The 20,891-nt window shown below is 66.4% G+C and carries 17 protein-coding genes; 11 read left to right on the top strand and 6 right to left on the bottom strand.

The window, feature by feature from the left end; translation table 11 throughout:
- Positions 1 to 49: 49 nt before the first annotated feature.
- Together nfuA and F3I62_RS10415 are read right to left on the bottom strand one after the other, a co-directional pair.
- Positions 50 to 634 (bottom strand): Fe-S biogenesis protein NfuA, encoded by a 585-nt coding sequence (nfuA, locus tag F3I62_RS10420; RefSeq protein ID WP_160489584.1) that lies wholly within the window; start codon positions 632 to 634, stop codon positions 50 to 52.
- A gap of 121 nt (positions 635 to 755) precedes the next feature.
- On the bottom strand, positions 756 to 3,041 hold the full coding sequence (locus F3I62_RS10415) for a fatty acid cis/trans isomerase (protein WP_160489583.1): 2,286 nt from the start codon (positions 3,039 to 3,041) through the stop codon (positions 756 to 758).
- Positions 3,042 to 3,202: 161 nt separating this feature from the next.
- On the opposite strand from F3I62_RS10415, the gene metH reads away from it, so the two are divergent.
- Genes metH through F3I62_RS10400 form a run of 3 tightly spaced genes read left to right on the top strand, consistent with a single transcriptional unit; the run spans position 3,203 to position 8,027 of the window.
- Positions 3,203 to 6,913 (top strand): methionine synthase, encoded by a 3,711-nt coding sequence (gene metH, locus F3I62_RS10410; RefSeq protein WP_160489582.1) that lies wholly within the window; start codon positions 3,203 to 3,205, stop codon positions 6,911 to 6,913.
- A 32-nt stretch (positions 6,914 to 6,945) separates the two neighbouring features.
- Positions 6,946 to 7,509, top strand: coding sequence for a nicotinamide riboside transporter PnuC (gene pnuC, locus F3I62_RS10405; protein WP_160489581.1), 564 nt, complete (start codon positions 6,946 to 6,948; stop codon positions 7,507 to 7,509).
- Positions 7,506 to 8,027 (top strand): AAA family ATPase, encoded by a 522-nt coding sequence (locus F3I62_RS10400; protein WP_160489580.1) that lies wholly within the window; start codon positions 7,506 to 7,508, stop codon positions 8,025 to 8,027. Before pnuC ends, F3I62_RS10400 begins: the two co-directional genes overlap by 4 nt.
- A gap of 289 nt (positions 8,028 to 8,316) precedes the next feature.
- Here F3I62_RS10400 and F3I62_RS10395 read toward each other — a convergent pair whose 3' ends face one another.
- The gene (locus tag F3I62_RS10395; RefSeq protein ID WP_160489579.1) at positions 8,317 to 10,383 is read right to left on the bottom strand and encodes a multicopper oxidase family protein; all 2,067 of its coding nucleotides are present in this window, start codon (positions 10,381 to 10,383) and stop codon (positions 8,317 to 8,319) included.
- A 471-nt stretch (positions 10,384 to 10,854) separates the two neighbouring features.
- On the opposite strand from F3I62_RS10395, the gene F3I62_RS10390 reads away from it, so the two are divergent.
- On the top strand, positions 10,855 to 11,514 hold the full coding sequence (locus F3I62_RS10390; protein ID WP_160489578.1) for a potassium channel family protein: 660 nt from the start codon (positions 10,855 to 10,857) through the stop codon (positions 11,512 to 11,514).
- A gap of 92 nt (positions 11,515 to 11,606) precedes the next feature.
- On the opposite strand, the gene F3I62_RS10385 is transcribed toward F3I62_RS10390, so the two are convergent.
- A complete protein-coding gene (locus tag F3I62_RS10385; protein WP_160489821.1) occupies positions 11,607 to 12,134 on the bottom strand; it encodes a hypothetical protein in 528 nt (175 codons plus the stop codon).
- Between the two features lie 266 nt (positions 12,135 to 12,400).
- Between F3I62_RS10385 and F3I62_RS10380 the strand changes: the two genes are divergently transcribed.
- Positions 12,401 to 13,711, top strand: a complete 1,311-nt coding sequence (locus F3I62_RS10380; RefSeq protein ID WP_160489577.1) for a sensor domain-containing diguanylate cyclase — start codon at positions 12,401 to 12,403, stop codon at positions 13,709 to 13,711.
- A 235-nt stretch (positions 13,712 to 13,946) separates the two neighbouring features.
- Here F3I62_RS10380 and F3I62_RS10375 read toward each other — a convergent pair whose 3' ends face one another.
- The gene (locus F3I62_RS10375) at positions 13,947 to 14,249 is read right to left on the bottom strand and encodes a DUF1883 domain-containing protein (RefSeq protein WP_160489576.1); all 303 of its coding nucleotides are present in this window, start codon (positions 14,247 to 14,249) and stop codon (positions 13,947 to 13,949) included.
- A gap of 130 nt (positions 14,250 to 14,379) precedes the next feature.
- Between F3I62_RS10375 and F3I62_RS10370 the strand changes: the two genes are divergently transcribed.
- From F3I62_RS10370 to F3I62_RS10345, 6 genes are all read left to right on the top strand, one after another.
- Positions 14,380 to 14,853 (top strand): DUF2846 domain-containing protein, encoded by a 474-nt coding sequence (locus F3I62_RS10370; RefSeq protein WP_160489575.1) that lies wholly within the window; start codon positions 14,380 to 14,382, stop codon positions 14,851 to 14,853.
- 17 nt (positions 14,854 to 14,870) lie between these two features.
- Positions 14,871 to 15,479 (top strand): hypothetical protein, encoded by a 609-nt coding sequence (locus F3I62_RS10365; RefSeq protein WP_160489574.1) that lies wholly within the window; start codon positions 14,871 to 14,873, stop codon positions 15,477 to 15,479.
- Positions 15,480 to 15,559: 80 nt separating this feature from the next.
- Positions 15,560 to 16,603, top strand: a complete 1,044-nt coding sequence (locus F3I62_RS10360; RefSeq protein WP_160489573.1) for an RNA methyltransferase — start codon at positions 15,560 to 15,562, stop codon at positions 16,601 to 16,603.
- 72 nt (positions 16,604 to 16,675) lie between these two features.
- Positions 16,676 to 17,137 (top strand): isoprenylcysteine carboxylmethyltransferase family protein, encoded by a 462-nt coding sequence (locus tag F3I62_RS10355; protein ID WP_160489572.1) that lies wholly within the window; start codon positions 16,676 to 16,678, stop codon positions 17,135 to 17,137.
- Between the two features lie 297 nt (positions 17,138 to 17,434).
- Complete coding sequence (locus tag F3I62_RS10350) at positions 17,435 to 18,763, top strand: leucine-rich repeat-containing protein kinase family protein (protein ID WP_160489571.1); 1,329 nt, start codon at positions 17,435 to 17,437, stop codon at positions 18,761 to 18,763.
- A gap of 116 nt (positions 18,764 to 18,879) precedes the next feature.
- The gene (locus F3I62_RS10345) at positions 18,880 to 19,815 is read left to right on the top strand and encodes an endonuclease/exonuclease/phosphatase family protein (protein ID WP_160489570.1); all 936 of its coding nucleotides are present in this window, start codon (positions 18,880 to 18,882) and stop codon (positions 19,813 to 19,815) included.
- A 132-nt stretch (positions 19,816 to 19,947) separates the two neighbouring features.
- On the opposite strand, the gene F3I62_RS10340 is transcribed toward F3I62_RS10345, so the two are convergent.
- The gene (locus F3I62_RS10340) at positions 19,948 to 20,727 is read right to left on the bottom strand and encodes a helix-turn-helix domain-containing protein (RefSeq protein WP_160489569.1); all 780 of its coding nucleotides are present in this window, start codon (positions 20,725 to 20,727) and stop codon (positions 19,948 to 19,950) included.
- Positions 20,728 to 20,891 lie beyond the last annotated feature (164 nt).

Genomic DNA, 20,891 nt, shown 5'->3' with positions numbered 1-20,891 from the left:
GAAGTCGCCTTGTCTTGCCCTGCACTGGCCTGGCGCCGAGGCGCCCCGATCAGTAGTAGGCGTTCTCGCGGTTGCTGTGGTCGGTCACGTCGCGCACACCCTTGAGCTCGGGAATGCGCTCGAGCAGGGTCTTCTCGATGCCTTCCTTGAGGGTGTAGTCGGCCTGGCCGCAGCCCTGGCAACCACCGCCGAACTTGAGCACGGCGATGCCCTCCTCAACCACATCGACCAGGCTGACCTGGCCGCCGTGGCTGGCCAGCCCCGGGTTGATCTCGGTCTGCAGGTAGTAGTTGATGCGCTCGGTGACCGGGCTGTCTTCATTGACCATCGGCACCTTGGCGTTCGGCGCCTTGATGGTCAGCTGGCCGCCCATGCGGTCGGTGGCGTAGTCGACCACGGCGTCTTCCAGGAACGGCTCGCTGACCGCGTCGATCCAGGCGGTGAAGCTGGCCAGGCCGACGGCGGTGTCTTCCGGCTTCTGCTCGCCCGGCTTGCAGTAGGCGATGCAGGTTTCCGCATACTGGGTGCCCGGCTGGGTGATGAACACGCGGATGCCGATGCCCGGCGTGCTCTGCTTGCTCAGCAGGTCAGCCAGATAATCGTGGGCCGCATCGGTAATGGTAATGGCGCTCATGGCAACTCCTCGCAAACATGGAGGCAGTGTACGCCACTCGCCCCGGCGGATAAAGTCCTACCAAATTAGTAGGAATAATTCTTGACCAGCGGCCGCCCCGTGCAGCCGCGGCCCGCTGCCGTCACAGATTCTGGTAGCGGTTCATGTCCAGCACGCCCGCCTCCACCGGCTCGGTCTCGCGGATATGGGCCGACAGGTCGTGGAAGTAGCGCCAGAACTCGGGGTGGCTGCGGCGAATGCCCCAGCGCTCGACCAGCCTGTCGAAGGCCCGCTGATCGCGGGCCTGCTCCAAGGCGCTGACGAATGCCGGCACCTCGGCCACCGGCACATTGAACAGGAAGTTCGGGTAGCTGGTCAGTACCCCCGGGTAGACCGTCAGGGTGTCCAGCCCCGGCTGGTAGCGCAGCGATTCACCGACGATGAACGCCACGTTGCTGTGCGCGCGGTTGCGCAGCAGGCTGTAGACCTCGCGCCGGCCGCCGGCCAGTTCGATGCGCAGCAGGCTGGCTTCCGGCAACTGCTCGATCACCTTGAGCCCCGCCGCCGGCCGGCCCGGCAGACGGCTCAGGGCCTGCTCGGCGCTGCGCAGTTGCTCATCCAGGCCATTGCGATAGCAGTGCGCGCCGCGGCAGCGGTTGATCGGGTCGGGCCGCGCGTTGAGGTCGGCGTAGCGCTGCAGCAGGACCTCGGCAAAGGCGCGTTTGGGGTCGCTGCCTTCGAGCTTGAGGGCGGTCGGGGTATGCAGGTCGGCCTCCACATAGGTCAGCCACATCTTCAGCTGGCCGCTGCTCTGGTACCAGTCGTCCAGGTAGGCCTGGCGCGACTCGGCCGGCAGCAGGCGGAGGAAGTTCAGCTCGGCGCCGTTGCGGATCAGGTCGAAGTACAGCCGGGTCTGCGCCTGGTGCGAGACCGTGCCGAACACGTCGAAGTTGACCACCAGCTGGTAGTAGGTGCGCTCGAACAGCGGGAAATCCAGCAGCCACAGGGTCTGCGGGATCTCGCCGATCAGGCCCTTGCGCACCGAGGCGCTGTCGTACTGGCGGAAGATCGACAGCAGCGCGTTGTCGTTGCCGGCCCAGATGCTCGACCAGCTGGGTGCCGGCGCATCGGCATAGGCCTGCTGGCGCAGGTCCTCGTACGCGTTGCGCTTGTTGCGATAGCTGCGCCACAGCCCCAGCAGGTCGCCGATCTCGTCGAACTGCCCGGGCATGGCCAGCAGCGGCGTGGCTTTTGCGCGGTAGGCGGCATCGGTGAGGTAAAGGTCACGTTCCGGGGCCTGGAACAGCGCCCAGAAGTTGTCGCGGATCACGTCGGTGGCGATCTGCCCGCGGCACACCGGGCCGCGGATAAAGGTGCGCACGAAGTACTCGGCGTTATCCAGCATGAACTGGTAGCGCGCCTGCGGCGGGATGGCGGCGAAGGTCTCGAAGGGGTTTTCCCGCCGTTGGGCGCCATAGCCGGGCACCGCATCGGCCGTCCAGTGCGTGCCGTAAAATAGTTCGTTGACCCGCGCCAGCTTCTTCGCGCTGAGCGCATAGGTGATGTGGGTCTTGTGCACGATCACACCCTGGATCGGCCACAGGCGGTAGTACACCTGGGTGCCCGGGTCTTCGTTGGGCCGCCGGGTGGCAATCGCATCGATCGGCTGGCCGCTGGGCGTTCGCGAACGCACCAGCTGGAAGAAATGCCCCGGCTCGCCACCCTCGAAGTACAGGTGGGCGAGGAACAGGTGCTCGAACAGCCAGCGGCCGACCAGCGCCTCGCGGGCTCCCGGCGCGTTGAGCAGGTTCTCCCATTCGGCGATCTGCTTCTGCTCGGCCGGCGAAGGCTGCAGCGCCTGCTCGTCCACCGGCGCGCCCTGTTTCAGCCACTGCTGCAGGGTGGCGTATTCGCCGTCGCTGAGACCGGCCACGGCGAACGGCATGCCGGCATGGGCGAAGTTCTGCTGGTAGGCGGCGAACTCGTCCGGCAGCGGGCACTGGTTGTCGCGCCGGATGGAAATATCCAGGTCGGCCGGCAGCTTGGCATTCGGCGTGGGCGGATTGCTGCGCCCCAGTTCGAGCATGCGCGCCATCAGCGCGGCCTGCCCGCTCCGGGCATCCAGCACCGAAGCAAAACCCTTGGCGCGCCAGGCCGCCTCGCCATGGGCATCGAGGTACAACCGCGTGGTCGCCTGCGCCTCGGTGCGAGTGCCGTCGTACACCGGCAGCTTGCTGGCGCCACGCAGCACGCCTTCGCCACTGCCCAGGTTGAGCTGGCACGGCGCGTCGTAGCAGGCGTGGCAGGCCACGCACTTCTCGCTGAGGATGGGCTGGATATCGCGGCCATAGGACAGCGCTTCGCCGGCGCCGGCCAGGCCGGCAAAGCTGAACACGAAGAAGCAGACCGCAAGTCCCTGGCGCCACATAAACCCTATCCTGTTCGTACGAATGACGATTCTAACGCACTGGCCAATCGGCGGGCGCCTTGAACATGAGCAAAATTCATGGAAAAACCCAAGGTGCGGCAAAAGCATGCAGCTTTGCTATCATCGCCACCTCTGTTTCCGCTCTCTCCAGGTAGTCCTCCATGTCCGATCGCAGCGCCCGCCTCCAGGCCCTTCAGCAAGCTCTGAAAGAACGCATCCTGATCCTCGACGGCGGCATGGGCACCATGATCCAGAGCTACAAGCTGGAGGAGGCGGACTACCGCGGCGCGCGCTTCGCCGACTGGCCGAGCGACGTGAAGGGCAACAACGACCTGCTGCTGCTCAGCCGCCCGGACGTGATCCAGGCCATCGAGAAGGCCTACCTGGATGCCGGCGCCGACATCCTGGAAACCAACACCTTCAACGCCACCCAGGTGTCCCAGGCCGACTACGGCATGGAAAGCCTGGTGTATGAGCTGAACGTCGAAGGCGCGCGCCTGGCCCGGGAAGTGGCCGACGCCAAGACCCGGGAAACCCCGGACAAGCCGCGCTTCGTTGCCGGCGTGCTCGGCCCAACCAGCCGTACCTGCTCGATCTCCCCGGACGTCAACGACCCCGGCTACCGCAACGTCAGCTTCGACGAGCTGGTGGAAAACTACGTCGAGGCCACCCGTGGCCTGATCGAGGGCGGCGCCGACCTGATCCTGATCGAGACCATCTTCGACACCCTCAACGCCAAGGCGGCGATCTTCGCCGTGCAGCAGGTGTTCGAGGACGACAACGTCGAACTGCCGATCATGATCTCCGGCACCATCACCGACGCCTCCGGCCGTACCCTGTCCGGGCAGACCACCGAGGCCTTCTGGAACTCGGTGGCGCACGCCAAGCCGATCTCCGTGGGGCTGAACTGCGCCCTCGGCGCCAAGGACCTGCGCCCGTACCTGGAAGAGTTGTCGACCAAGGCCGGCACCCACGTTTCCGCCCACCCCAACGCCGGCCTGCCGAACGCCTTCGGCGAATACGACGAGACCCCGGCCGAGATGGCCGCGGTGGTCGAGGAATTTGCCGCCTCGGGCTTCCTGAACATCATCGGCGGCTGCTGCGGCACCACCCCGCCGCATATCCAGGCGATTGCCGAGGCCGTGGCCAAGTACAAGCCGCGCGTGATTCCGGACATCCCCAAGGCCTGCCGTCTGTCCGGCCTGGAGCCGTTCACCATCGACCGCAACTCGCTGTTTGTGAACGTCGGCGAGCGCACCAATATCACCGGCTCAGCCAAGTTCGCCCGGCTGATCCGCGAGGAAAACTACACCGAGGCCCTGGAAGTCGCCCTGCAGCAGGTCGAGGCCGGCGCCCAGGTGATCGACATCAACATGGACGAAGGGATGCTCGATTCCCAGGCAGCCATGGTCAAGTTCCTCAACCTGATCGCCGGCGAGCCAGATATCTCGCGCGTGCCGATCATGATCGACTCATCCAAGTGGGAAGTGATCGAAGCCGGCCTCAAATGCATTCAGGGCAAGGGCATCGTCAACTCGATCTCGATGAAGGAAGGCGTCGAAGCGTTCAAACACCACGCCAAGCTGTGCAAGCGCTACGGCGCCGCCGTGGTGGTGATGGCCTTCGACGAAGTCGGCCAGGCCGACACCGCCGCACGCAAGCGTGAAATCTGCCAGCGCAGCTACGACATCCTGGTGGGCGAAGTGGGCTTCCCGCCGGAAGACATCATCTTCGACCCGAACATCTTCGCCGTGGCCACCGGCATCGAAGAGCACAACAACTACGCCGTGGACTTCATCGAAGCCTGCGCCTATATCCGCGACCACCTGCCCCATGCCCTGAGCTCGGGCGGCGTGTCCAACGTGTCGTTCTCCTTCCGTGGCAACAACCCGGTGCGCGAAGCGATCCACTCGGTGTTTCTCTACCACGCGATCCAGAACGGCCTGACCATGGGCATCGTCAACGCCGGCCAGCTGGAGATCTATGACGAGATCCCGAAAGAGCTGCGCGAGAAAGTCGAAGACGTGGTGCTCAACCGCACCCCGAACGGCACCGAGGCCCTGCTGGCCATCGCCGACAACTACCGTGGCGACGGCAGCGTCAAGGAAGTCGAAGACGAAGCCTGGCGCGCCCTGCCGGTCGACAAGCGCCTGGAACATGCGCTGGTCAAGGGCATCACCGCCTTCATCGTCGAAGACACCGAGGAATGCCGCCAGCAGTGCGCGCGCCCGATCGAGGTGATCGAAGGCCCGCTGATGAGCGGGATGAACGTGGTCGGCGACCTGTTCGGCGCCGGCAAGATGTTCCTGCCGCAGGTGGTGAAATCCGCCCGCGTGATGAAGCAGGCCGTGGCCCACCTGATCCCCTTTATCGAGGCCGAGAAAGGCGACAAGCCGGAAGCCAAGGGCAAGATCCTGATGGCCACCGTTAAGGGCGACGTGCACGACATCGGCAAGAACATCGTCGGCGTGGTGCTCGGCTGCAACGGCTACGACATCGTCGACCTGGGCGTGATGGTACCGGCGGAGAAGATCCTGCAGACGGCAATTAGCGAAAAGTGCGACATCATTGGCCTGTCCGGCCTGATCACCCCCTCGCTGGACGAGATGGTGCATGTCGCCCGCGAAATGCAGCGCCAGGGCTTCAACCTGCCGCTGATGATCGGCGGCGCCACCACCTCCAAGGCCCACACCGCGGTGAAGATCGAGCCCAAGTACCAGAACGACGCGGTGGTCTACGTCACCGATGCCTCGCGCGCGGTCGGCGTGGCCACCCAGCTGCTGTCCAAGGAGCTGAAAGCCGGTTTCGTCGAACGCACCCGAGCCGAATACGTGGAGGTGCGCGAACGCACCTCGGCCCGCGCCTCGCGCACCGAGCGCCTGCCCTATGCCGCCGCCGTGGCCAACAAGCCGCAGTTCGACTGGAGCAGCTACCAGGCCAGCAAGCCGAGCTTCACCGGCGTGAAGGTGCTGGACGACATCGACCTGGCGACCCTGGCCGAGTACATCGACTGGACGCCGTTCTTTATTTCCTGGGACCTGGCCGGCAAGTTCCCGCGCATCCTCACCGATGAAGTGGTCGGCGAAGCCGCCACCGCGCTGTATGCCGATGCCCAGGCGATGCTGAAGAAGCTGATCGACGAGAAGCTGATCAGCGCCCGCGCGGTGTTCGGCTTCTGGCCGGCCAACCAGGTCGACCACGATGACATCGAAGTCTACGGCGACGACGGAAAACCGCTGGCCAAGCTGCATCACCTGCGCCAGCAGACCATCAAGCCGGACGGCAAGCCAAACCTGTCCCTGGCCGACTTCGTCGCACCGAAGGACAGCGGCGTCACCGACTATGTCGGCGGTTTCATCACCACCGCCGGCATCGGCGCCGAGGAAGTGGCCAAGGCCTACCAGGACGCCGGCGACGACTACAACTCGATCATGGTCAAGGCCCTGGCCGACCGCCTGGCCGAAGCCTGCGCCGAGTGGCTGCACGAACAGGTGCGGAAAAATTACTGGGGTTATGCCAAGGACGAGCAGCTCTCCAACGAGGAGCTGATCAAGGAAGCCTACAAGGGCATCCGCCCGGCCCCCGGCTACCCGGCCTGCCCCGACCACACCGAGAAGAAGACCCTGTTCACCCTGCTCGACCCACAAGCCGAGTTCAACCAGGCCGGGCGCAGCGGCGTGTTCCTCACCGAGCACTACGCCATGTTCCCCGCCGCCGCCGTCAGCGGCTGGTACTTCGCCCACCCCGAGGCGCAGTACTTCGCCGTGGGCAAGGTCGACAAGGACCAGGTGCAGAGCTACACCACGCGCAAGGGCCAGGAGCTGGCGGTGAGCGAGCGCTGGCTGGCGCCGAACCTGGGTTACGACGACTGACTGCACAGGGACGCCACGCGTCCCTACTCAACATGACGACACTCGAACTCATCGCCTCCGCCCTGGGCATCACCTCCGTCTGGCTGACCGTGCGGCAGAACGCCCTGTGCTGGCCCATCGGCCTGGTGATGGTGCTGCTCTACGCCTGGTTTTTCCTCGACGCCCGCCTGTATTCGCTGGTGCTGCTGCACGGCGTGTTCGCCGCCATGCAGCTGTACGGCTGGTGGCAATGGCGCCAGGGCGTGGACAACAGCGGGCGGCGCCCGGTCAGCCAGGCCGGCGGCCAGGAGGTCAGCCTGGGTCTGGCTGCGGCCCTGTTTATCGGACTGGCATTGGGGCTGGCCATGCAGAGCTTCACCGAAGCCATCTATCCCTGGCCGGACGCCCTGCTCACCGCCTTCAGCCTGCTCGCCCAGCTGTGGATGGCGCTCAAGCGCTGGCAGTGCTGGGTGCTGTGGATTCTGGTCGATGTGCTCTATGTCGGTTTCTTCGGCTTCCAGGGTTACTGGCTGACGGCCGGACTGTATGCCGCCTTCACTGCTCTGGCGCTGCTCGGCCTGCGTGAATGGCGCGCCACGCGGCTGCAGACCGCATGAAAGTCGTGGTGCTCACCGGCCCCGAATCGAGCGGCAAGACCTTTCTCGCCGAGCGCCTGCAGCGGCACTTCGGCGGCCTGGTGGTCGGCGAATACGTGCGCCATTTCATCGAGCAGGAGCAGCGCGACACCCGTCTGGCAGATATCCCGGCCATCGCCCGTGGCCAGCTGGCCTGGGAGGATGCCGCCCGCACCAGAGCGCCCGAGCTGCTGATCCTCGACACCCACCTGCTGAGCAATATGCTCTGGAGCCAGACCCTGTTCGGCGCCTGCCCGGACTGGCTCGAAGCAGAGCTGCTGCAGCGACACTACGACCTGCACCTGCTGCTCTCGCCGCAAGGCGTGGACTGGCACGACGACGGCCAGCGCTGCCAGCCGCAACTGACCGAGCGTCAGCGCTTTCACCAGGCGTGCGGCGACTGGCTGCAGCGGCATGCACGCCCCTGGACCGGGGTCGGCGGCGACTGGCTGCAGCGCGAGGCCCAGGCCATCGAACAGGTACGCCGACTGCTCGGCTAACAGGCTGTTGAAAACGGCTATGTAACGGCTACGTGTTGCTTGCGTGAGGCGGGTGCTTGGTGGCTGCTCTGGCTGTTCGTAGGAGCGAATTCATTGGCGACCTGGGGCAACGCTGAGCGGCCAGCGCCGGGCAGCCTGGCGAGCACGATATTCGCGACCTGCTCGGCTACCCGCTGGAACCGCTGCCGCCCAGCCTTCGCGGGTAATGGGTCGATGTGCGCAGGAAGCTCCGGAAAGGTGGGCGATCGGCAGAACTGCCGCCGATCGCAACCCCCCAGGATTAACCGCCCTAACCCGGCTGCCCCGGCTGATGCGGTCCGATGCGGTATGGGCGCATCATCTCGTTGTCTTCGTGCTCGACAATATGGCAGTGCCAGACGAACTGGCCGGGCGTGTTGAACTGCGCGCGCAGGCGCGTGACCTGGCCGGGATAGGCGATCACTGTATCCTTGAAGCCGGTCTCCCAGGGCTCGGCCGGGGTCGGCACCGAGCCGGGGGCGAGTTGAACCGTCTCGGCCTGCTCGTCGACGAAGATGTCCTGCCGTTCGATGACTTCGAACACGACTTCATGAATGTGCATCGGGTGGGCATCGCCGGTGGCGTTGTACAGCTCCCAGATCTCAGTCGCGCCGAGGGCCGGGTTCTCACTAACCGGCTCCATCCACAGGCGCCTGGTCCAGGCGGCTGGAGCCTCGCCCGGATCCCCCATCAGCGTGCCGAGCAACGCTTCGGCTGGCGCGTCGGCGAAGAAGGCCGACATCTCTTCGAGCAGTACCAGGCGGCGGATGAAGGTTGCCGCCGGCAGCGGCATGATCGCCGGCAACTGCAGGAACTGCGGCGGCGTGCTCGGATCGGCCGCCAGCGCCGGCACCACGCGCAACTGCATGACCTGGCCGGTGGTGTCCGGGTCGGCCATATCGAAGTCGTATCCCGGTTCACCGCCGCTAAAGGGCTCGTCCGGCCCGACATTGCCGAGGACGTAGTTGCCCGGCGGCACCTGACTGAAGTCGACGATCAGCTCGGCCCGCTCCGCCAGCCCCATCAGCAGGCGGTTGCCGTGGTCGGCGCTGAGGTTTACCGGCGCGGCGAGGAAGCCGCCCTCGTTGCCGATCTGCCAGACCTCCACCCCGGGGATGGCATTGAAGTCGAGGATCAGGAAGCGCGACTGGCAGCCGTTCAGCACGCGCAGGCGGTAGCGCACCTGCTCGACGGTGTGGAAGGGCCAGGTAGTGCCGTTGACCATCAGCATGTTGCCGAAGAACTCGGGGTTCCACAGCGGCGAGATGTCGCTATCCGGAATAAAGGGGCCGGCGATGTCGTCGAAAAACGCGCGGGAGTCCGGGTAAAACAGCGAGCCGTCGGCGTTGAAGGAGCGATCCTGGATCGCCACGGGGATCTCGTAATAGCTCTTGTTCGGTGGGAACTTGTCGTTCGCCTTGGGCGCCGGCCCCGGCAGCAGCGCCGGGGTGCCGGAACGCGTGTCGAGTACCGCGGCGTCGCCGGCCGGGCCACCACGGACCAGGTAGAAACCGGCCGGCCCGGCGTAGACGTTCAGACGGGTCATGCCCAGGGTGTGGTCGTGATACCAGAGGGTCGAGGCGCGGCTGGTGTTCGGGTACTGGAAGGTAGCGAAGCCCGGCCCCCAGCTCTCGCCGAACTTGGCCAGCGCCTTGCCGGCGAAGAATTCGTACCAGCTGCCTTCGCGGGCGAAGTCCGCCGGGATGTTGCGGGCATCGGGCAGATACCAGGCCTCGGCGTAGCCGTCGCTCTCATCGCCGACGCCGACTGCGCCGTGCACATGGGTGATCATCGGCACCGGACCGGTGTAGGGCGCGGGCGTGCTACTGAAGGTCGGGCGAGTATCGCGGCCGGCAGTGCTGCCGGGCGGGTTGGCCCAGTGCAGGGTCGGGTCGACGGGCAGCAGGTGGGGCAGGAAGTTGCCGGCGGCGTCCTTGAGGTCGTTGACCCACTTCACCCGCACCGGGGTGTTCCAGGTGGCCTCGATGGTCAGCGAGGGTGCGTTGTGCAGCAGCAAGCCTCTCTTGCTGCCGGCCGCCACCGCGCCATAACCCCAGACCGTAGTGGCGGGCAGGCCGGCGGGGAGTATCTGCTGGCTGAGCTGCCTGAGCGCAATCTCGTAATAATCGACCCGCTTGCCGCCAAACTGGGTGAACAGCGCCGCCTTGGGCATCACCGGAGGAATCAGCAAAGGCGTCTGGAACTTGGGCACCACGCCGGGATCGAGGGAGCCGCCGGGGATCTGGGCGATCGCCACCGGCACGCCGAAGCGCTTGACCGCGTACAGCGTAAGGACCGTGCCGCCGGTATATTTCAGGAATGTACGCCGTGTGAACATGATGCGAACCTCCATGCGTCAAATTGCCTGAACTGCCACTTGGACCGTCCATCAATTCGTCGAAGGCATCCACTTTCAGGTTGCACACGACACGCTGCCGCACAACGTTCCTTGTCCCCCTTGAGCCACCTCCGTACCTGAAGACCACCCGCATAAATGCGATGCTGTTCGAAAAATACTGCTGCATGGACCACAAATCAGCGCTGTGCGATCAATTCGCCAGCAAATTGAAGCTTAGTCAGTCATCTCGCCACTATTTTTCCGCTGGTCGCTTCCAACAGCGCTGTTGAAAAACTACCTGCGTTGCCATCGCGGCGTTAAAAACAGGCTCAAAATGCTCATTTACAGCTCGTAAACTGCGCTTTCTCGCCTGTTTTTGCCTTGCGCTGACTGCCTCGCCTACGTTTTTCAACAGCCTGCTAACCGTACACGGCACTACTTGGTTCTTGTAAACCTTCGTCAAGGAAACCCATGTCCCCCATCACCTACATCATCCGCCACCCTTCCGCCGGCCTGCTGTTCGTCCAGCTGCTCGGCGTGCTGCTCTACCCCTGGATGGAAGGCACCCAGATAGGCCGCGCGCTGTTCGGCGCCTTCGGCCTGGTGGTGCTGGGCCTGGCCCTGCATGTGGTCAAGCGCAGCCCGACGCAGACCTGGGTCGCCGTGCTGCTGGCCGTGCTGGTGCTGGTGCTGTCGTCGCTCGACATGCTGATGCCCAGCCCGCAGCTGGAATGGCTGATCGCCATCCTGGAGGCCACGTTCTACTTCTATGCGGCAGCCAGCCTGATTGCCTATATGAACGCGGACCAGCACGCCACCACCGACGAGCTGTACGCGGTCGGCGCGACCTTCACCCTGCTGGCCTGGGCCTTCGCCCATCTCTTCACCTTCTGCCAGCTGCTGCTGCCCGGCAGCTTCGCCGCGATGATCGAGCCGCAGGCGGCGCGCACCTGGATGGAGTTATTGTTTTTAAGCTTCACCACCCTCTCCGGGGTCGGCCTGGGCGATATCGTGCCGCTGACGCCCATGGCCCGTTCGCTGGTGATGATCGAGGAGTTCGCCGGGGTCATGTACCTGGCGCTGGTGGTGTCGCGCCTGATCGCCCTGTCGGTGACCAGGGCTCGGGGCTGAGACCGCCTCCACGCCAACAGCCCAAGCAAAAAGGCCCGCCGGATGGCGGGCCTGATCCATGCGCACCGGCCCTTGGCCAGCGGGCGACCACCTTACTGGCGGACGCCGAAGTCCTTGCCCCACAGACGGATCGCGGTGATGCCTTCTACCGGCCCCTCGAAGACGAAGTTCTGCCGCACCCCGACCTTCGCCGGGATGGTCACCTGGTCCGGATTGTCCAGCCCGGCCAACAGGGGGCTGGAGTAGCCGTCCTTATCGATGGCGATCAGCGCGCCGGTCTGGGTCAGATTGATCAGGCGCAACTGCTGGTCCGACTCGTTCTTGAAACCGATGGTGGCAACCAGGTTGTCGCCCTCGGGGGCGGTGCGCAGCAACTCGATCTCGACCTTGCCTTGCAGCTGCTCCAGAGCGGAGATGCTCAGGGAGCCATCGGTGCCCTCGGCCCCCTCGCGCCCTTCGGTGACGCCTTCGGTCAGGCCGCCCATGAGGTTCTTGCCGGCCGTGATCGCCGTCGACATGGTGGCCTTGGCCGAGTCGCGCAGCGTGCTGGCCCCGGTGGCGGCGGCTTCGTCGGCAAAGGCCGGCGCGACGCTGATGATGGAGGCCAGTAGCGCAAACATCCCTGCTCGATGATTCATATCCACTCCTTGAGAATCGGGTTAACCGCAGGCCCGAATGATCCTCCCACAGCGCCGCTGCCCACAAGCCCCGAGACGACGCCCTGCCCACCCCATCACAGCGCGTCGCGGGCATCCGCCGCGACTGCCATGCAGCCTGGCCCCTTCGACACCGAGGCGAGCAATCGGCGTTGAGGCAACCACAGCAATTGGCAGTGCATAATGCCGGGCACCTTCTACCCTGATGCTTCATGCCCAGCCCGAACTCAATGCCCTTGCTTGCCCTCGCCCTCGCTGCCGCCCTGACCCTGCTGACCTTGACCGGCCTGCAGCTCCGCCAGGCCCGGCGGGAAACCGCCCTGTACCGGAGCCTGCTCGACAGGCTGAGCGACGGCTTGGTGCTGCTCGACGCCAGCGGGCGGATCAACCAGCACAACCAGGCCGCCGCGCAACTGCTCGGCCGGCCCGCCGGCGAACTGCTCGGCACGCCCCTGGCCACCTGCCTGCCGCAGTTGCAAGTGCAGCCGCTCACCTGCCAGCAGCCGCGCCAAGTCGCCAATCCCGAGGGCCGCATGCTCGCCCTGGAGATGCACCAGCAGCCCGGCGCGGCCACGACCATCGTCCTGCTGCGGCCGCAGGCCGAGCCGCTGCGTTCGCAGGAGGACGTCGAGCGTTTCAAGCGCAGCCAGTACTTTGCCCGCATCGGCACCTGGGACTGGGCCATCGACACCAACCGCCTGTACTGGTCGGAGGCGATCTACGCCATGTTCGGCCATGCACCGGACGCAGTGACGCCCAGTTACGAGCTGTTCTGCGCCAGCGTGCACCCCGATGACCGCGCGCGGGTGCGCGCCGGCGAGCTGCGCTGCATCGAGACCGGCGAGAACCACGACGAGGAATACCGGGTGATCTGGCCGGACGGCAGCGTGCACTGGCTGCGCGAGACCGGCAACGTGGTCAAGGACGAACACGGCGTCGCCGTGAAGATGATGGGCGTGGTGCGCGATATCACCGAGGAGAAGGCCTGGGCCAGCCAGATGCACCAGCTGGCCCATCACGACCCGCTTACCGGCCTGCCCAACCGGCTGCTGTTCGAGGACCGCCTGCGCAGCGCCCTGGAGCGCGCCCGGCGCAGCGATACGCGGGTAGCCCTGGTGTTCATCGATCTCAACGGCTTCAAGGCGATCAACGATACCCTCGGGCATGCCGCCGGCGATCAGGTGCTGATAGCCACCGCGCAGCGCCTGCAAGGCGCCCTGCGTGGGTCGGACAGCGTGGCGCGGCTAGGCGGCGACGAATTCGTGGTGATTCTCGAGGGCCTGGCGCTGCATCGCGGCCTCGACGAAGAAGCGCGGAGCATTGGCGAGAAGATCATCGGCGCCCTGGCCACCCCACTCAGCCTGGAGCATGGCCAGCAGCGCATCGGCGCCAGCCTGGGCATCGCCGTGTTCCCCGATCACGCACCGAGCATGGACCGGCTCATCCATCACGCCGACCTGGCCATGTACGCGGCCAAGCGCAGTGGCGAGAACCAGTATCGCCTGGCCGGCGATACGCCACAGCGCGCCGACATCGGCTGAGAACCTGTTCAAAGTCAGCTGCGCGTCGGCCATGCTGCGTTGCAACGCAGTAACAGCCGAAGGCTGGTCAATCGGCCTCAGATGCTCATTTACAACGCGTAAACTGCGCTTCCTCGCTCGATTTATTCGCTGGCGCTTACCCTTCGGGCCAGCCTGCGGCTGTTACTCCCGTTGGTCGTTGCGCCTTGCCTGGCTCTAGCTCGCGAGGCTTTGAACAGGTTCTGAGCGCGGCGGCTCAACTCAGGTTGGAGCTGGATCGGCGGACGATCTTGATCGAATGCTTCAGCGCCGGCTTGCGCGTCACGCTGATCGCGCGGCGGGTCACCGTGTCGATGGTGATGTTCCAGAAGCCGCTGTTGGGCACGGTGATCTTCGCCGGGAACTTGTCGAACGCCCCGCCGTGGTAGGCATGGCGGCCGCCATTCTTGAAGCTGCGGAAGTTCGCATCGCTCATCAGGCGTATATTGCAGGGCTGCGAGCACTCGATGACGACGATATCATCCTCGTTCAGGTGTTCGCGCTGGTGAATGAATTTCATGGCCTGTTCCCACAGTATTTTTCCGGGCGCGACCATAGCACAGGATGCATCGCCAGCTAACCTTGGTAGGCCTGCCGTCTGGCGGCCGGCCATCAACCCGTTCATCCGTCACCGGACAAGGATGCCCCGCATGCCCCATCGGTTCCTCCCGCTGCTGCCCCTGCTGCTCGCCGGTTGCAGCAGCCCCGCCTATTTCGAGGCCGTCCCACCCTCCAGCCCGCAAAAGGCGGTGCTCTACCTGTATCGCCCCGAAGCGAGTAATCCGGGCCTGATGCAGCCGCTGCGCTACGACTACCCGGAAGTGTTCATCGACGAACAGAGCATAGGTACGCTGAAGTTCAACAGCCATCGGCATGTCGAACTGGCTCCGGGGCAACACAGCATTCGCATCACTGGCCTGAGCCAGGCGGCCAGGTGGGAGCCGCGCGATATCCAGCAAAAGCTGACCCTCAACCCGGCACAGATCAAGTATCTGAAACTGGATGTGCAGTACAACCTAGACGAAATGCTGATCGGCCAGCCCAAGCCGAGCTACAGCATCTACCTGACGCCGATGCGCAGCGAAGATGCCGTCTACGAAATCCGCCATACCAAGCCCCAATAACCTGCAGGAGAACATGCATGTCCACCCTCAATCACCTGGGCCTTGCCCTGCTCAGTGCCGCGCTGCTCACCGCCTGCAACACCCAGGCGCAGAACGAACCGCTGAGCGGTAACGCCAGCGCCAGCCAGGTCACCATCGAAGGCGTGCCCGGCGGGGTGACCACCCAGGTCGAAGAAATCAGCGCCGTGGTCAGCGCCATCGACCCCGCCAAGCGCAGCTTCACCCTGGAGGATGCCCAGGGCCATCGGCGCAGCTTCACCGCCGGTCCGGAAATGATCAACTTCCCGCAGCTGAAGGTCGGCGACAAGGTCAATGCCACCGTCGCCGTGGAACAGGTGGTGTACCTGCGTGAACCGGGCGCCGCCAGCGAAGATGGCGCCGCCGGGCTGGTCGCCACAGCGCCCGCCGGTTCCAAGCCGGGCCTGCTGGTGGCCGACACCATCGAGGTCACCGCCGTGGTCAAGGCCATCGACAGCAAGCGCCACACCGCCACTCTGGAGTTCGCCGACGGCACCCGCAAGACCGTGCAGGTACGCCCGGACGTGCAGCTCAAGGACGAGTACCTCAACAGCCAGGTGGTGATTCGCCTGAGTTCGGCGCTGGCCATCCGCGTGGAACCCCAGTAATCGCCTGCGCTCGGCGGGCCCAGCCCGCCGAGCCGGCCACGCTTCGCCGCTACCGCGCACAGTGGTAGCATGCGCGCCCCATGCGCATCCCCGACATCCAGCAACGCCTCGCCGATCTCGGCGCCCTGCCTGCCCACAGTGGCCGGGTGGTGCGTGCCTGGCTGCAGGGCAAGCCGCTGAACAGCGGCACCCGCCGCCAGCACAGCGAGAACTTCCTGCCGCTTTCCGTACGCGCCGGTCTGCCGCAACTCAGCGATGACCTCGACAACCTGGTGCGCCTGCGCTCCGAACACCCCGGTGCCGATGGCTCGGCGCGCCTGCTGGTGGAGCTCGGCGACGGCCAGATGATCGAGAGCGTGCTGCTGCCGCGCGGCGGCCTGTGCGTATCGAGCCAGGTCGGCTGCGCGGTCGGCTGCGTGTTCTGCCAGACCGGCAAGAGCGGCCTGCTGCGCCAGGTCGGCAGCGCCGAGATCGTCGCCCAGGTGGCCCTGGCGCGGCGCTTCCGGCCGGTGAAGAAGGTGGTGTTCATGGGCATGGGCGAGCCGGCGCACAACCTCGACAACGTGCTGGAAGCCATCGACCTGCTCGGCACCGAAGGCGGCATCGGCCACAAGAACCTGGTGTTCTCCACCGTCGGCGACCCGAGGGTGTTCGAGCGCCTGCCGCAGCAGCGGATCAAGCCGGCTCTGGCCCTGTCGCTGCACACCACCGATGCCGAGCTGCGCCAGCAGCTGCTGCCACGCGCGCCGCGCATCGACCCCGAGGAGCTGATGGAACTGGGCGAGGCCTACGCCCGCACCGTCGACTACCCGATCCAGTACCAGTGGACGCTGCTGAAGGGCATCAACGACAGCCAGGAGGAGATGGACGAGATCCTGCGCCTGTTCAAGGGCAAGTACGCGGTGCTCAACCTGATCCCCTACAACAGCCTGGAAGCCGACCAATTCCAGCGCCCGGACGGCGACCGCATCGTGCAGATCGTGCGCTACCTGCACAGCCGCGGCGTGCTGACCAAGGTACGCAACAGCGCCGGTCAGGACATCGACGGCGGCTGCGGCCAGCTGCGCGCGCGGGCTGCCGAACTGGTCGAGCGCAAACGCCAACAGCGCCATTCTGCGGACTGACACGACCCCGGGCTTGCCATTGCCGCAGGCGGCATGCACCAATCGACGCACATCCCCGTCAGGAGCCGCCCCATGTCCGCCCTCGAACTGAAGGTCCCGCCGCCGCTGGTGCTGTTTGTCTGCGGCCTGCTCATGTGGCTGCCGGCCTACCTGCTGCCGAGCCTGGGCCTCGAGCTGCCGGGGCTGCTGACGCTGGCCGTGCTGCTGACGCTCTGCGGGCTGGGCGTGGCCAGCGCCGGGGTCCTGGCGTTTCGCCAGGCCAGCACCACCATCAACCCGACCCGCCCGAGTGCCACCAGCAGCATCGTCAGCACTGGCGTGTACCGCTTCACCCGCAACCCCATGTACCTGGGCATGCTCCTGTGCCTGGGCGGCTGGGCGCTGTTTCTCGGCAACCCGCTGAGCCTGCTCGGCCTGCCGCTGTTCGTCGCCTACCTCAACCGCATGCAGATCGGCCCGGAAGAACGCGCCCTCGACGCCAAGTTCGGCGAACCCTACGCGCAGTACCGCGCCCGCGTGCGCCGCTGGCTCTGAGGCCGCCGCCTTTGGCGGCGAATTCATTCGCGATCGGACCACCTCGGGCCGCCCGCCCATCGCGGCTAAAGCCGCTCCCACAGTACCGCTTTTCGTAGGAGGGGCCTTGGCCGCGATGCTCTTAGGGGAAGGTGCTCTGCCTGTATTCGCGGCCAAGGCCCCCTCCTACAGACCGGATACCCACACCTGAATCAGGTAGAAGCATCGCACCCACCCAAGCCCCCTGCGCCCCGGCTGCCGCAAGCACGGCAAAATGCTACCCTCTGCGGCCTTTTTCAGCCGTACCTGCCGACCCGCATGCACACCCTCGAACAACTGCGCCGCGGCGAACTGGCCGGCGTCACCCGCCTGGACCTGTCCGCCGAGCTGCGCGAATTCCCCCGGGAAATCTTCGACCTGGCCGACAGCCTGGAAGTGCTCAACCTCTCCGCCAACCGGCTCACCAGCCTGCCCGCCGATCTGCCGCGGCTGCACAAGCTCAAGGTGCTGTTCTGCTCGGACAACCCCTTCACTGAGGTGCCGGAAGTGCTCGGCGACTGCCCGCAGCTGGAGATGGTCGGTTTCAAGGCCAACCGCCTGCGTCACCTGCCCGCCGCCGCGCTGCCCAAGGCCTTGCGCTGGCTGATCCTGAGCGACAACCAGCTCGGCCAGTTGCCGCCCGAGCTGGGCGACTGCCCGCGCCTGCAGAAGCTGATGCTGGCCGGCAACCAGCTGAGCCACCTGCCGGACAGCCTGGCCGCCTGTACCAACCTGGAACTGCTGCGCATCGCCGCCAACCGCCTCGACGGCCTGCCCGACTGGCTGCTGCAGTTGCCACGCCTGAGCTGGCTGGCCTTTGCCGGCAACCCCTTCAGCGACCGCGAGGAAGTGCTGGCCCTGGCCCGCCACCCGCACCCGCCGATAGCGCGCACCCAGCTGGAGCTCGGTGAACTGCTCGGCCAGGGCGCCAGCGGCATGATCCACCGTGCCCAGTGGTCGCGCCCCGGCTTGCCGCCCCAGGCGATGGCGGCCAAGCTGTTCAAGGGCGCGCTGACCAGCGACGGCCTGCCGCACAGTGAAATGGCCGCCTGCCTGGCCGCCGGCGAGCATCCCAACCTGATTCGCGTGGCCGGCCCGCTGGCCGAACAGGCCGGTGCACCGGCGGGCCTGCTGCTGGAGCTGATCGACCCGAGCTACCGGGTACTGGCCGGGCCGCCCTCGCTCGCCAGCTGCACCCGCGACCAGTACCCGGCCGAGCGCCGCTTCGGCATCGCCGCAGCCCTGCGCATCGCCCGCGGAAGCGCCGCGGCCGTGGCCCACCTGCATGCCCAGGGCATCCTGCATGGCGACCTGTACGCACACAACCTGCTAGTCAACCCGCACGGCGACTGCCTGCTCGGCGACTTCGGCGCGGCCTCCTTCTTCGCCGCGGACGGCCAGCAGGGCCGCGCCCTGCGCCGGCTCGAGGTGCGCGCCTTCGGCTGCCTGCTGGAGGAACTGCTGCAACGCTGTGCGCCTAGCGACGGAGTGGATCAGCAGGCCGCCCTGTGGCAGCTGCACGGTCAGTGCATGGCGCCGCGTAATGAGCAGCGCCCGGACTTCGCCGAGATCGTGGCGCAGCTCGACAGCCCGCTGCTGCGCGGCTGAAGCCGACGGCCTGGCCATAGGCGCGGGCGTAGCCAGGAAGCCTGGCCAAGCCGGGCTTGCACCCCTGCCGAGCGGCGCTCATCCTGCATCACCACTGGTAACCCCCTGCCCCGACCATGCTGCGCACGCGCCTCATCCTCTACTTCCGACTGCTGCTCGGCGGCTGCCTGCTCGGCCTGCTGCTGCCCTGGCTGCAGCGGCCGCTGGCCTTCGCCCCGGCCCCGCTGAGCTGGCTGCTCGACCTGGCCAGCCACTGGCAATGGCTGTTCCTTGCCGGCCTGCTGCTGGCGGTCGCCGGCGGCAGCTGGCTGGATCGGCGCTGGCTGCTAGCGTTGCTTGCGGCGCCACTGCCCTGGCTGAGCGCCGCGCCGCCGCTGCCGAGCGGCAGCGAAGGGCCGTCGCTGGCCATCGCCAGCGCCAACGTGCACCTGGACAACCACGACGCCAGTGCCCTGCGCGCCTGGCTGGCCAAGGAGCGCCCGGAGCTGGTGGTGCTGCAGGAAGTCTCGCCCGAGTATGCCCAGGCCCTATCGGGACTGGCCGACTACCCGCATCGGGTAGTCAGCCCGCAGCACTCGCCATTCGGCATCGCCCTGCTGTCGCGCCTGCCGATCAGGCAGTCGGCGGTGCCGGTCGACGACCAGGGTGTTGCCCGCATCGAGGCCGAAGTGGACTTTGCCGGTTGCGCCATCGGCGTGACCGCCGTCCACCCCATGCCGCCCCTGACGCCGCAGTACCGCCTGCAGCGCGACAGCCAGCTGCTGGCCCTGCTGCGCCGCGGCCAGGAACAGAACATCCCGGCGCTGCTGGCCGGCGACCTCAACAGCAGCCCCTGGTCCGCCGCCTTCGCCCGCTTCGCGGCACTCGGCTGGCACCGCGCCAGTGGCCTGCAGCCGACCTGGGGCGGCCCGCTGGGTATCCCCATCGACCAGGTGCTAGCCTCGCCGCAGTGGCGCCTGGCCAGCCGGAGCCGCGGCCCCGACCTGGGCTCGGACCACCGCCCGGTGCTGGTGCGTCTCAGGCTGCAGGCCCGCGGCTGCCCTGGCGGCTGAATCCGCCGCCAGGGCACATGGTCAATGCGCATGACCCGTGTCACTCGCCCCATGGGTCGCGCTCGTGGCAAGCCGCTTTCCGCGTCTGTGCTTGACGCAGCATGGCCGACGCAAAGCAGGCCAGAGACGGGTCTAGCCGGCGAACAGGCGCACGCCCTGGGGATGAGCCAGCACCGCGGACGGCGTCATGCCGATGATGCTGCGGAAGGTGTGGCTGAAATGCGCCGAATCGGTGAAGCCGGCCGCCACCGCCGCCTCGGTCAGGCTCATGCCACGCGCCACGCCGACCGAGGTGACGAACAGGCGGTGCCACTGGCGATAGCGGCGGATCGGGATGCCGATCTTCTGGCGGAACAGCTGGGTCAGGCGCGGCACCGACAGCCCCACCTGCTTGGCCAGGTAGGCGATGGACTGGTTGCACGACACGTCCGCCTTGATCAGCTCAATGGTGCGCACGATACGCGGGTCAAAGACAAACCCGTCGGGCACGCCCTGCTGCGGATTGATCAGCTCGTCCAGCCAGGCATACACCTGCTCGGGCGCCGCGCTGCTGCGGTGCAACTCGTCGAAACGCCGGATGCAGGCCGCTTCGCTGTCCAGGCCATGCAGCACGCCGGTCAGGCTGGCGGCCATGCGCGGCGCCAGCAGGGCGAAATCTTCGCCGAACACGTCGAGATAACAGATCGCCACCCGCGAACCGCGGCCATCCACGCTCAGCTCCAGCCCCGCCGGCAACAGCGCGCTGCGACAGGCCAGGGCGTCGCCCTGGCTGGTTATGTGCAGCGGGCCATCCAGACCGACCAGCAGCATCGCCGCGGCCTGTGCAAGCTGCAGCGGCTGGTGGAACTGGCTGAGGTGAAAGGTGCGTTTGTCCCACAGGTAAAGCAGGACCGGCGCGTCGATCGGCAGCATGGTGACTCCCGCCTGGCAGTCGGCATGGCGCCGCTGCTCCTGTTGTTTTTGTCGGCGCAGGGTTACCACAGGGGCGAATTTGCCGGTTAACCGACGCCACCCCAGCGTGATGCGCATCACATTATTTTGCCTGTCAGCGCGTCGCTTTCATCAGTTCTTACAAG

The sequence above is a fragment of the Pseudomonas sp. R-28-1W-6 genome (assembly GCF_009799925.1).
GTDB lineage: Bacteria > Pseudomonadota > Gammaproteobacteria > Pseudomonadales > Pseudomonadaceae > Aquipseudomonas.
Note: the sequence above shows the minus strand (reverse complement) of the source record. Positions and strands in the feature narration are given on the sequence as shown.